We start from the raw sequence: 12,525 nt of genomic DNA on the forward strand, positions 1-12,525 counted from the left end.
GGCCACAGTAAAACCTGGATCAATCGATCAATCCGGCATTCACCAGTAACTCCTCCAGCGCCAACAGATCCGGCACCTTGGCCACCTGTTCCCCCACCTGCACCGCCGCCTGTTCCAGCGCACACAACGGCACATCCACATAACTCAACTGGCTGTCGAGCTTGCAGGAGCGCGGAATGCCCTGCACCAGCAGCGCAATGAATTTCAGCTCGGGGCGCCCGCCAAGGGTGTTGAGGATGACGATCCGCGCACGTTCACCGATGACGATTTTCTGCCCGCAGGCCGACTCGAAACTCAGCAGCGCAATCTGTCGATCGCGCCACGTCACCAGGCCCAGATACCACGGCGGCGTGTCGAGGTCGAAAGTCCCCGGTGGCTGGTAATCGATCAGCTCGGCAACGGCGACGTTGGGCAGGATCAGGTTGCGGTCGGCCAACGGCAGCAGCAGGCCGGTGAGGTTGCTGGTGCGGTGCTCAAGCATGGGTCTTGCTCCACAAGGCGATGCTTTCGAGCAGCACCGATTCCTGGTACGGCTTGCCAAGGTAGTCGTTGACGCCAATGGCCATGGCGCGGTCGCGGTGTTTCTGTCCGGTACGTGAAGTGATCATGATGATCGGCAGGTGTTGCAGGCGTTCGTCGTTGCGCACCTGGGTCGCGACTTCGAAACCATCCATGCGTGGCATCTCGATGTCCAGGAGCATGAGGTCGGGCATGTGTTCTTCCAGCAGCAGCATGGCATCGACTCCGTCCTTGGCGGTCAGCACGTTCATGCCGTGGCGTTCGAGCAAACGGCTGGTGACCTTGCGCACGGTGACCGAGTCGTCGACCACCATCACCAGCAGTGGCCGATGCGGTTCGGCCTCGACTTCTTGCCCCACTGGACGCTGGGGTACGCGGGCCTGCATGGCGCGGATCGGCGCCAGCAAATCCAGAATCAGCACCACCCGGCCATCGCCGAGAATTGTCGCCCCGGATACCCCTTGCACCGCCGCGAATTGCGGCCCCAGGCTCTTGACCACGATCTCGCGGGTGCCGGCCATGGCATCCACCTGCACCGCAATGTGCCGTTCGTTGCACTGCACCAGCAGCACCGGCAACGGCATGCTCTGGCCCAACAGTTTCGGGCGCGGGCTGGTTTTCAGCAGCTCACCCAGATAGCACAGTTCGTAACGTTGCCCGGCGTATTCGTAGGTGGGCGAATCGAAACGGAAATACCCTTCGAGCTCAATGGGCAGGACGCGCACGATGCCGTCGATGGTATTGAGCGGAATCGCGTATTGGTCTTCACCGCACTGCACCATCAACGCCCGGTTGACCGATACCGTGAACGGCAGGCGAATGCGAAAATGCACGCCCTGCCCGGGCACCGAGTCGATGCTCATGGTGCCGCCCAGTTGCCGCACCTCTTCGTGCACCACGTCCATGCCGACGCCACGCCCGGAAATCTGGGTGATTTTCTCGGCGGTGGAAAACCCCGGCTGCAGGATGAACTGCAACACGTCGTGATCACTGATGACGCTGTCCGGGGCGAGCATGCCGCGCTTGATCGCCTTGCGCCGCACCGCGTCCAGCGGCACGCCAGCACCGTCGTCGCGGATGTCGAAAATGATGTCGCCGCCTTCGCGCAGCAGATCGAGGGTGATCTTGCCCTTGGCCGGCTTCCCCGCCGCCAACCGCGCTTCGACGGACTCCAGGCCGTGGTCGACGGCGTTGCGCAGCATGTGCTCCAGCGGCGCAGCCATGCGTTCAAGGACGTTGCGATCCATCTCGCCTTCGGCGTTATCGACGATGAAATCCACGTCCTTGCCCAGTTCGCCGGCCACCTGCCGGACGATGCGCTGCAAACGCGGGAGCATGCGCTCGAACGGCACCATGCGCGTGCGCATCAGGCCTTCCTGCAATTCAGTGTTGATGCGGCCCTGCTGTTGCAGCAGGTTTTCCGCATCCTGATTGCGTCGCTCAAGGGTTTCCTTGAGGTCGAGCAAGTCAGAGGCCGATTCGAACAGCGCCCGGGACAACTGCTGCAACTGTGAATGGCGGTCCATTTCCAGCGGGTCGAATTCTTCGTAACCCAGGCGTTCGGCGTCGACTTGCTGACGGCTGAGGATCCGCCCCTGGGTTTCGGTGTCGAGGCGGCGCAACTGGTCGCGCATGCGCTCGATGGTGGTCTCCATCTCATTCAGGGCGATGTGCGCATCGTTGACCTGCTGTTCGATACGGCCACGCAAGATCGAGGTTTCACCGGCCAGGTTGACCAGATCGTCGAGCAACTCCGCCGAGACCTTGACCATGTCCGCCCCGGCATCGGACGGCGGCGCCAGCGGCTCCGCTTTGGGCGTGATCGCTGGCGCAACTGGCGCGGGCGCTTCATGCACGGCCGGGTGGCTGAAGTTCTTGATCGCATCGACCAAACGGTCGGCCGGCGGCATCGGCTCACCGGCGCGGGCCGCATCGAGCATCTGCGCCAGGCGGTCATGGCTGCGCTGCAGCAGCGCAAACAACGGCGCCGTCGGTTGCAGCACCCCAGTGGACAGGCCTTCGTAGAGGAACTCCAGCTCATGGGCCAGATCGCCAATCGCGGCGATTTCCACCATGCGCGCGCCGCCCTTGAGGGTGTGCAGGTCGCGCAGCAGGGTTTCCACTTCCTGACGATTCGAAGGCTGGGCCTGCCAGCGCTCCAGCGCCGCACCGGAGCTTTCGATGATGTCGAAACCTTCCTCGAGGAAGACCTCCAGCAATTCCGGATCGTGGGCGGCCGAATCATGGGTGGCCGCCGGTTCGCTGACCTCGGCGGCGCCCGCGTGGCCCTGCCGGTAAGCGCGAATGGCCTCGATCAGTTCGGCGCAGTCGTCCAACGGCTGGTGGTGCTGTAACTGCTCAAGGTACTGCGCCAAACGGTCATGGCTCTGCTGCAACAGCACCGCCAGTGACTCGCTGAAGGCGTAACGACGGTCCAGCAAGCCTTGGTAAAGGCTCTCCAGTTCATGGGCCAGATCGCCGACCGGCCCGACCTCGGCCATCCGCGCACCGCCCTTGAGGGTGTGCAAATCCCGTTGCAGGGACGACAGCGGCGCGGCGTTGTCCGAATCGCGCAACCAGCGTTGCAACGCCTGACCGGCGCTTTCGAGGATATCCACCGCTTCCTCAAGGAAGATCGCCACGATTTCCTCGTCCAGCCCGCGCCCCTCTCCTGTAGGAGCGAGCTCGCTCGCGATGGGCGTTAACGATGACGTGTTGTCATTGGATAAACGCGGCGCCTTTGAGTCCATCGCGAGCGAGCTCGCTCCTACAGGGGGCAGCGTGTGCTCCAGTTCGGCGGTGGCCGCGCCCAGCTCGCGGATGCTCAGGCTGCGGCTGCCATCGCTGCGGATCAGGCCCATGGCCGACGGGTCGAGGCTCTCGTCGAGCAGTTCGCGCAAGGCCCTGATCCGTTGCGGCTGCGGGCTGACTTCCTGACCGGCGGCCAGTTCGTCGAGCATGTTGATCAGCGCTTCGTGGGCACCCTGTGCCTCATGGAAAAACCGCTCGCTGACCGCAAGGCTGCTTTCTTCCACGGCACCGTAGAGATCGAGCAACGCTTCGCACAACTCATCCACCGGGTGCAGGTCGGCGAGGTGGGCGCCTTCGCCGAGGGTGGTCAATTCGTCCAGCAGCGCGCTGAGTTCCTGACGTTCGCCGGGGTGTTGCTGCCAACGCTGCAACAGGCTTTCGGCGTCCAGCAGGATGTCCATGCCCTGGGCGAGGAAGTTGTTGATCAGCTGCGGATCGCGCTTGATCCGCAGCCCGGTGTTCGGTGTATTCAGGAGGTTTTCCAGACGCTCGGCCAGCAGCGCCCTGGCTCGTTCGGTCAAACCCCGGGCGCCGGGAATTTCCGCCAGCGGATCTGTCTTGAGCTGGCGCAAGCCCAGGCGGAACAGTCCTTCTGCTTCCAGCAGCAATTCGACTTCATCCAGATCCAGCGCGATCAAATGCGCCTTGTATTCCCGAGCCAGTTGATCCAGTGGTGCGGCCAGCTCGGCAATCGGCAAAACACCGGCCATGGAGGCACTGCCCTTGAGGGTGTGCAAGGCACGCTGCAATTCGTCGCTGGCCTGCAACGGCACATGTTCGGCGGCCTGATCGAGGAAACGATTGAGGCTGCTCAGATGGGTTTCGGCTTCTTTGCGGAAGATCTCCAGCAACAGCGGGTCGAGGGCCGCGACATCTTGCGTATCCTCGTCGGACACCGGTTCATCGCCCTTGGCCAGGGCATGGGCGCGGGCGGCCAACTGATCGACATCGTTGCGTTGACGCTGGGCATTGGCGGCGTATTCAGCCACCAGCTCCGGCAGCAGATGCAGCACATCGCCGATCAGTTGCTGCACCGTAGCGCCCGGCTCCACGCTGTTTTCCAGTACGCGGTTGAGCAGGTTTTCCACGGCCCACGCCAGCTCGCCCAGCACCAGAGCGCGCACCATGCGGCCACTGCCCTTGAGGGTATGAAAGGCGCGGCGCAGCTCACTCAGGGCCGAGGGGTTGTCAGGGTTGGCCGACCAGCGCGGCAAGTATTCGCGCAGGATCTCCAGGACTTCGTCGGTTTCTTCGAGGAACACTTCGCGCAGTTCCTCGTCCACCGGCTCTTCGCCTGCGGGCGGTGGCAGCAGGCTGCCCGGGGTGTTCCGCGCGGGCGGGTTCAGGCTCGAAACCGGGCTGGCGAGCACATCGGCCAGGGTCTGGACGGTCTGTGGATCATCCAGTTCCTGCATCATCTGCATGACCTGAGCTTCGGTCGGGTTGAGTACCTCATCAAGCACCGACACATGCCGCTCACTGGGGAAAAAACCGAGGCTCGCCAGGCTTTTTTCCGCGACATCAAGCAGGTTTTCGCCCTGCGCTTGCGGGTCATCGCTGAGGCGCTCGAGGTAGTACTCGATGCTGGTGATCACATCGGCCAGGCTGTCCAGCTCCTGCCAGCCGGGTTGACCCGGCTCAAGCAACAGGTGCTCGCGAATAAAGTGATTACAGGTTTCGACCAGGCTGGCCGCCCGGCTCAACGGAATCATCGCCAGCGCGCCGCGCACCTGGGTCAGCAAGGCCGGCAGCGCCTGCAAATGCTGGCGGTCCCAATCGGCGTCGATGTAGTCGACGATCATGTCCTTGGCCTGCTGCAAACAAATGCGGGCCTCCTTGATCACGATCTGATGGATCTGCGTCAGGTCAGTGGTTGGCAGGCGATTGTCGTCCTGGCTCTCCGGCTCCACGGTCCCGACCATGCCGGCCAGTGTCGCTTCGACGTACAACAGGGCCCCGGCAACGTCCATGAGGATCGCATCGTTGGGCTCGCGCTGGCCCTGCGCGAGGCTGAGCACCACCGCCAATTGGTCGATGATCACCTTGCGCGGCTGGCCGAAGCCCAAGACCGCCAGGGTGTCGGCGATTTGCCGCAGCGGCGCCAGCAGGCTGTCGAGGTCGGAGGTGTGCTGGCGGTCACTGCGCACGAACAGATCCAGACGCTCCTTGACCCGCACCAACTCTTCGCACAGCGCGGCCAGCACCGAGCGCATGGCGTCACGGTCGGGACCGGCCAGCCGCGCACGTTCTTCATCGACCATCGCGCTGTCGGGCAGCGCCTCGTCCAGTGAGTAGCGTTCTTTCATGGTCAGCATCTGCCCGGTGGGATGTTCGGCCTTGGCAATGTAGAAGAGCAAACTCTTGAGCAGCTCAGGCGGGGCCGGCTGGTTGATGCCATGCATGCCTTGTTCGAGCAGGCGTTTGAGTTCCTTGTCGGCTTCCTTGAACAGGCTGCGCAAGGCCGGGCTGTTGGCAATCGCGCCGCTCTGCATGCCTTCGACCAGCGCCGATGCCACCTGCCATAACGGGCTCAGCGGGGCATTACCGCACAGTGCTTCGAGGCGGGCGAAGACCTTGGCCAGGTAGTCGAGGTTGGTGTCGTTGTCCTGATCACGCAGGAATCCGACCAGTGCCATTTGCAGCATCTGCCGCAGCTTGCGCAGCACACCGGGCAATTCAGCCGGTTCCAGCTGTGCCAGCGTTTCTGCGTCCAGCGTTGGCAACTCGGGCAATTGCGGGCTGAACAGGCTGGTTTCCGACAGCAGGCTCTCACCACGGGCGCTGCGCAGGTCGTTGATCAGGGGCAACACCACCAGCGGCAAATCGCGACGCGCGCCTTGCACCCGCTCCAGGTAGATCGGCAACTGCCCGAGGGCCTGCATCAACAGGTGCAACGCCTCGTCGCGATGGCTGACACGATTGCCTTGCAAGGCCACGGCCAATTGTTCCATTTCTTCGGCGAGCAACGCCGCACCGTAGAACTCGACCATCTGCAAGCTGCCGTGGACCTGATGGATGCACGCTAGGCAATCATCCAGCGCATGCGTCGCCTGTGGGTCATCGAGCAAGGTTTCGATCGCGTGATGAGCCTGTTTCAGCGTTTCGGCAATCTCGCCCTTGACCCACTCGAGGGCCACATAGTCGTGCCGATCACCCATAACCACTCCAGTCACAATAGTTCTACCCGCAGGCGGTTCACGCCTTGTCTACAGCTTGCGCCTTGGCCGCCGGCAAGGTGAAGCCGGACACCGAACGGCGCAACTGGCTGGCCATCTTCGCCAGGTTGCCGATGCTGTCGGCCGTGGCGGTGGAACCCGACGAGGTCTGCGAGGTGATCTGCTGGATCACGTTCATCGTCAGGGAAATCTGGCCGGCCGACGACGTCTGCTGTTGCGCCGCATTGGAAATGCTCTGGATCAACGCCGCGAGCGTCTTGGACACGCCTTCGATTTCCTCCAGTGCCACACCGGCATCCTGCGCCAGACGGGCGCCGCGCACCACTTCGGTCGTCGTCTGTTCCATGGAGATGACCGCTTCGTTGGTGTCGGTCTGGATCGCCCGCACCAGGGTTTCGATCTGCCGGGTGGCGGCGGATGAACGCTCAGCCAGGCGCTGCACTTCATCGGCGACCACGGCGAAACCGCGACCGGCGTCACCGGCCATGGACGCCTGGATGGCCGCGTTGAGGGCAAGGATATTGGTCTGGTCGGCAATGTCATCGATCAGGCTGACAATGTCACCGATTTCCTGGGACGACTCACCCAGGCGCTTGATGCGCTTGGCGGTGTCCTGAATCTGCTCGCGAATGTTGTCCATGCCGTGGATGGTGTTGTGCACCACCTCGTTGCCCTTGTTGGCGATTTCCACCGAGCGCTCGGCAACCGCCGAAGATTCAGCCGCGTTGGCCGACACCTGGTCGATGGACTCGGCCATGTCGTTGATCGCCGTGGAAGCCTCGGAAATCTGCTGGGCCTGATGCTCCGACGCCTGGGCCAGGTGCATGGCGGTGGCCTGGGTTTCCTGCACGGCGGCGGCAACCTGGCCGGCGGTGAGGTTGATGGTCGCGACCAGATCGCGCAACTGGTCGACGGAGTAATTGATCGAGTCGGCGATGGTGCCGGTAAAATCTTCGGTCACCGAGGCGGTCACCGTGAGGTCGCCGTCGGCCAGGTCTTCGATTTCATCGAGCAAGCGCATGATCGCGTTCTGGTTCCGCTCGTTTTTCTCGGCGGTTTCGCGCAACTGACGATTGGTTTCGCGCACCATCACCAGGCCGATCAGGATGATCGAAGTCAGCGCCAGCAAGCCCAACACATAACCGCCAATGGTATCGGTGGTGCGCCCGCCCACCATGTTTTCAAAACCGCTGGCCAGGTGTGAGGCTTCGTCGAGCAGGGTTTGCGACAGACTGAAAATGTTCGAGGCCGATTCGCGGACCTTGAACAGCTCCGGCGAGGTTTCGAGGATCTCGTCCACCGAGCCCGAGACGAACTCGAACAGCTCAGCGATTTCCGCGAGTCGCGCACGGGCGTCGCGGTCTTCGACCTGGCTGACCTTGAGCGCCGGGTCGCCCTGCAGCATGCCGTTGAGTACCTTGCCGAACTGCGTCGCGTCACGTCCGAACGCATCGGCGGCCTGCAGTGAATTTTCGTCGCCGGCCAATACCGTGTTGACCGCGCCGAGGATCCGCTCGGCCAGCAGCGATTGACGCTGGGCCATCGCCACCTGGGCCGCCGGGGCGCCCCGTTGCAGGAGGATCTCGACGACCTTTTCGTACTCGACCTGCAACTGCGGCACGGTTTCGGCCAGGGTCGCGGCGACCTGATGCAGCGACAGTACGGTTTGCTCGCTGGAAAGAATCGCGTCGGTGTTTTTCAGCAGGCGTTCCCAGTCCTGTTGCACCGCGCGCATCTCTGGACGCACGGTGGCGGGGGCCGGTGGCAGGCCGGTGGCCGGGTCGCCCTTCTTCAGATAACCCCAGCGCCGGGCAAAATCGTTACGCGCATCGCTGAGCAACTTGAACGCGGCAGCCTTGCCGGCGGCGGCTTCGGTGGCGTTCTTGGCGATGCGCTGGGACAGCACGCGCAGCTCGCCGGCGTGGCCGATGTACTGTTTGTCGTAGGTAGCCTGGGTGTTGAGGTACGCGAAGTTGGCGAACAGCAGCATGATGAAGACGATCAGCGCGATGAACAGCACGATAATCTGCGACCGGCTGCGCGACCCTTCCATTGGCTTGCCTGCTTTTGCTTTTATCATCGGTCCTCGCCTGTTTACCCACTCTTGCGCAGCTTGCCGAAATCCCTTGTAGGAGCGAGCTTGCTCGCGATGGAGTGTCAGCTACATGGGTGTCGACTGATCCACCATCGCGAGCAAGCTCGCTCCTACAAAGGTCCATGTTTACACCGCGACGTTCATGAACCCCTGGGACTGCGTCAACGCAAACGGGCTGAACACCTGCCAGCTCTGCTCGCGCTGGAACCGGCCCTTGACGAACGTCGCCATCGGCCCCTTCAACTCGTCTGCCGGCATCAGCTCCAGGCTGTCCTGGGCAAAGTGCTGGAGACCGAAGACTTCATCGACCAGCAGCCCGGCAAACACCTCTTCGTGCTCCACCACCAACACCCGCCGCTGTCGGCGCACCGCAGAAAGCTCGTGCCCGAAGAAACCGCACAAATCCATGATTGGCAGCAAACGCCCGCGCAGGTTGGCAACACCCTTGACCCAGGGTTTTACCCCCGGTAGCTGGGTGAAACGCGGTTCGTGCAAGACTTCGCTGACTTCGCTCATGGGCGCGACGTACCAGTGCTCGCCCAGGCGAAAACCGATGCCGCTCCAGCTGTCCCGTCGGGGTGGCTGGGACGGCAAGTCCGCCGCCAGCAAACGACAGCGCTGGTCGATTTGCAGCAGCAGTTCGAAAGCCGTCAGCGACTCGTTCATGGCCTGACGATCAACCGGCCAGCACGTTGTTCAGGGTCTTGATCAGGGTGTCTTCGTCGACCGGTTTGGTCAGGTAATCCTTGGCGCCCTGGCGCGTGCCCCAGACCTTGTCGGTGTCCTGATCCTTGGTGGTGATGATGATCACCGGGATGTGCCCAGTTTCCGGGTCCTTGGTCAGCTGGCGGGTTGCCTGGAAGCCGTTGAGGCCGGGCATGACGATGTCCATCAGGACCGCATCGGGCTTTTCCTGGCGGGCCAGGGCCACACCGTCGGCGCCGTTTTCGGCTTTCAACACTTCGTGACCGTGCTTTTCCAGCATGCCGGTCAGTTTGTACATTTCGGTCGGCGAATCATCGACGATCAGAATACGTGCCATGGTCTTCCCCATTCTTGTCGACGCCTGGCCCGATGGCCGAGCGTCACTGTGCGTGTCCTACTGCGGCAAAACGGCGGCGAAACCAGGAACATGGGCCTGGATCGCATCAAGCAATTCTTCCCTGCTGAACGGCTTGGTCAAAAACTGGTCGGAGCCGACGATGCGCCCCTTGGCCTTGTCGAACAGGCCGTCCTTGGATGACAGCATAATCACCGGCGTGGACTTGAACGCGCTGTTGTTCTTGATCAGGGCGCAGGTCTGGTAGCCATCCAGGCGCGGCATCATGATGTCGACGAAGATGATGCCGGGGTGGTTGTCGGCAATCTTGGCCAGGGCATCAAAACCGTCGATGGCCGTGATGACCTCACAACCCACATTCTTGAGCAGCGTTTCGGCGGTGCGACGAATCGTCTTCGAATCATCGATCACCATGACCTTCAAGGCGCTGGGGTGCTGTTCCATAAAATGCTCTACCGTCGCCTTTGCGAAACAATTTGTCCGTTTGCCGGTTAACGCGGCTCGAAACCCTTGATGCTCAAGGGCCAGCACGACATGGCAGCCTTTTTAGCACAGTCTCCAGAACCAATCTATCGGCCGACCCGCAAGGTGGTTTTTCCTTGACCGGGAACACACTCAGCGCCACTCTGACGCCACTTTTTATACGGTCCTTCGGACTGATCTTCTGTGGGAGCGAGCCTGCTCGCGATGGTCGCCAACGATGACGCGTGTCCGCAGGTTAAACGCGGAGTTCTGAAGTCCATCGCGAGCAGGCTCGCTCCTACAGGGATCGGCATAGGCCTCACCCACTTCAGAGGAAAACCCAATGAGCGTTCGCGTCGGGATTGTCATGGACCCTATCGCCAGCATTTCCTATAAAAAGGATAGCTCGCTGGCCATGTTGCTGGCCGCGCAGAAGCGTGGCTGGGAGCTGTTCTACATGGAACAGCGCGACCTGTACCAAGGCGAAGGTGAGGCACGGGCGCGGATGCGTCCGCTACAGGTGTTCGCCAACCCGGAAAAATGGTTCGAACTGGGTGCAGAAAGCGATACGTTGCTGAGCGATCTGGACGTGATCCTGATGCGCAAGGATCCGCCGTTCGACATGGAGTTCGTCTACTCCACTTATTTGCTGGAACAGGCCGAGCGCGCCGGCGTGCTGGTGGTCAACAAGCCGCAAAGCCTGCGCGACTGCAATGAAAAGCTGTTCGCCACGCTGTTCCCGCAGTGCACCCCGCCGACCGTGGTCAGCCGCCGCGCCGACGTACTGCGTGAATTCGCCGCCAAACACGGCGATGTGATCCTCAAGCCGTTGGACGGCATGGGCGGCACATCGATCTTCCGTCACCGCGCGGGCGACCCGAACCTGTCGGTGATCCTCGAAACCCTGACCGCCCTCGGCGCCCAGCAGATCATGGGCCAGGCTTATCTGCCGGCGATCAAGGACGGCGACAAGCGCATCCTGATGATCGACGGCGAGCCTGTGGATTATTGCCTGGCACGGATTCCGGCCCAGGGTGAAACCCGTGGCAACCTCGCCGCCGGCGGCCGTGGCGAAGCCCGCCCGCTGACCGACAAGGACCGCTGGATCGCCGCGCAAGTCGGCCCGACCCTGCGTGAAAAAGGCCTGTTGTTCGTTGGCCTGGACGTGATCGGCGAGCACCTGACCGAGATCAACGTCACCAGCCCGACCTGCATTCGCGAGATTGATAACGCGTTTGGCACCGATATTGGCGGTATGTTGATGGATGCCATCGATCAGAAGCTCAAGGCACGTTGATTAGCTAAACCAACATTGCGTTATCATGCGCGGCCTGTGAAAAACGCGATGTTGGTTTCCTTGTCATGACCCTCCCGTCCGATCTGCCTGCCGAACTCGCCCACCGTGGCGTGCGCCCGGCCGATCGCCTAGGTTTTACCCTGTTCCTGGCAGCGCTGATCCACCTGGCCTTGTTGTTGGGTGTCGGGTTTGCAGTGGTCGAGCCCAAGCAGATCAGCAAAACCCTGGAAATCACCCTCGCCACCTTCAAAAGCGAAAAGAAGCCCGAGAAAGCCGATTTTCTGGCCCAGGAGAATCAGCAAGGCAGCGGCACCCTGGATAAAAAGGCAATTCCCAAGACCACCGAGGTCGCGCCATTCCAGGACAACAAGGTACAGAAAGTCACGCCACCGCCGGCCGCCAAGCCTGTAGTACAGGAAGCCCCGCCCAAGGCTGCCGTGACCACCGTGGCGCCGAAGCCGAAAAAAGCCCCCGCCAAAACCGAGGAACCCAAGGCCGAGGTCAAGTCACAGGTCCAGGCACCGACGTTCGACAGCGAGCAACTGTCCAGCGACATCGCCAGCCTCGAAGCGGAACTGGCCGCCGAACAACAACTGTACGCCAAACGCCCGCGCATTCACCGTTTGAGTGCGGCCTCGACCATGCGCGACAAGGGCGCCTGGTACAAAGACGAATGGCGCAAGAAAGTCGAGCGCATCGGCAACCTCAACTACCCCGACGAAGCGCGGCGCAAGCAGATCTACGGCAACTTGCGCTTGATGGTGTCGATCAACCGCGACGGTTCGCTGTATGAAGTACTGGTGCTGGAGTCGTCAGGCCAGCCGCTGCTGGACCAGGCGGCGCAACGAATCGTCCGGCTGGCGGCGCCGTTTGCACCGTTTACCGGTGATCTGTCGGATGTTGACCGGCTGGAGATCATCCGCACCTGGAAATTTGCCCGCGGCGACAGACTGTCCAGCAACTGACCACACGCCTCACCTAATGAAATGGCTACCCCCCCCGCTGCCCCCTGTGATCGCCCACTAAGCTTTCACAGAGGGCTCATCGGAGATCATTGCCATGAACAACGTAGCTATTGCCGCCATCGACCTCGGAAAACATTCCT

At 62.1% G+C, this 12,525-nt stretch carries 8 protein-coding genes; 2 read left to right on the plus strand and 6 right to left on the minus strand.

Annotation, left to right across the window (positions count from 1 at the left end):
- Nucleotides 1-19: 19 nt before the first annotated feature.
- From B0D71_RS23000 to pilG, 6 genes are all read right to left on the minus strand, one after another.
- Nucleotides 20-481, minus strand: coding sequence for a chemotaxis protein CheW (locus B0D71_RS23000; RefSeq protein WP_103396757.1), 462 nt, complete (start codon nt 479-481; stop codon nt 20-22).
- Entirely contained in the window at nt 474-6,488 is a 6,015-nt protein-coding gene (locus B0D71_RS23005; RefSeq protein WP_103396758.1) for an Hpt domain-containing protein, read from the minus strand. The genes B0D71_RS23000 and B0D71_RS23005 overlap by 8 nt, the downstream gene beginning before the upstream one ends.
- Nucleotides 6,489-6,525: 37 nt before the next feature.
- Entirely contained in the window at nt 6,526-8,586 is a 2,061-nt protein-coding gene (locus B0D71_RS23010; protein ID WP_103396759.1) for a methyl-accepting chemotaxis protein, read from the minus strand.
- Between the two features lie 141 nt (nt 8,587-8,727).
- On the minus strand, nt 8,728-9,267 hold the full coding sequence (locus tag B0D71_RS23015; RefSeq protein ID WP_103396760.1) for a chemotaxis protein CheW: 540 nt from the start codon (nt 9,265-9,267) through the stop codon (nt 8,728-8,730).
- Between the two features lie 10 nt (nt 9,268-9,277).
- Nucleotides 9,278-9,643: a twitching motility response regulator PilH gene (gene pilH / locus B0D71_RS23020; protein ID WP_101209186.1), complete on the minus strand. Its 366-nt coding sequence runs from the start codon at nt 9,641-9,643 to the stop codon at nt 9,278-9,280.
- A 57-nt stretch (nt 9,644-9,700) separates the two neighbouring features.
- Nucleotides 9,701-10,105: a twitching motility response regulator PilG gene (pilG, locus tag B0D71_RS23025; RefSeq protein ID WP_103396761.1), complete on the minus strand. Its 405-nt coding sequence runs from the start codon at nt 10,103-10,105 to the stop codon at nt 9,701-9,703.
- 361 nt (nt 10,106-10,466) lie between these two features.
- Here pilG and gshB point away from each other — a divergent pair, with 361 nt between their 5' ends.
- Nucleotides 10,467-11,420, plus strand: a complete 954-nt coding sequence (gshB, locus tag B0D71_RS23030) for a glutathione synthase (RefSeq protein ID WP_103396762.1) — start codon at nt 10,467-10,469, stop codon at nt 11,418-11,420.
- 65 nt (nt 11,421-11,485) lie between these two features.
- Nucleotides 11,486-12,385: an energy transducer TonB gene (locus B0D71_RS23035; protein ID WP_103396763.1), complete on the plus strand. Its 900-nt coding sequence runs from the start codon at nt 11,486-11,488 to the stop codon at nt 12,383-12,385.
- Nucleotides 12,386-12,525 lie beyond the last annotated feature (140 nt).

The sequence above is a fragment of the Pseudomonas laurylsulfativorans genome (assembly GCF_002906155.1).
GTDB classification, from domain to species: Bacteria; Pseudomonadota; Gammaproteobacteria; order Pseudomonadales; family Pseudomonadaceae; genus Aquipseudomonas; species Aquipseudomonas laurylsulfativorans.

Excerpts from the sequence above, each read along its gene's own strand:
- pilH (WP_101209186.1), bottom strand. The coding sequence starts at position 9,643 with ATGGCACGTATTCTGATCGTCGATGATTCGCCGACCGAAATGTACAAA.
- B0D71_RS23010 (WP_103396759.1), bottom strand. The coding sequence starts at position 8,586 with ATGATAAAAGCAAAAGCAGGCAAGCCAATGGAAGGGTCGCGCAGCCGG.
- B0D71_RS23000 (WP_103396757.1), bottom strand. The coding sequence starts at position 481 with ATGCTTGAGCACCGCACCAGCAACCTCACCGGCCTGCTGCTGCCGTTG.
- B0D71_RS23015 (WP_103396760.1), bottom strand. The coding sequence starts at position 9,267 with ATGAACGAGTCGCTGACGGCTTTCGAACTGCTGCTGCAAATCGACCAG.
- pilG (WP_103396761.1), bottom strand. The coding sequence starts at position 10,105 with ATGGAACAGCACCCCAGCGCCTTGAAGGTCATGGTGATCGATGATTCG.
- gshB (WP_103396762.1), top strand. The coding sequence starts at position 10,467 with ATGAGCGTTCGCGTCGGGATTGTCATGGACCCTATCGCCAGCATTTCC.
- B0D71_RS23005 (WP_103396758.1), bottom strand. The coding sequence starts at position 6,488 with ATGGGTGATCGGCACGACTATGTGGCCCTCGAGTGGGTCAAGGGCGAG.
- B0D71_RS23035 (WP_103396763.1), top strand. The coding sequence starts at position 11,486 with ATGACCCTCCCGTCCGATCTGCCTGCCGAACTCGCCCACCGTGGCGTG.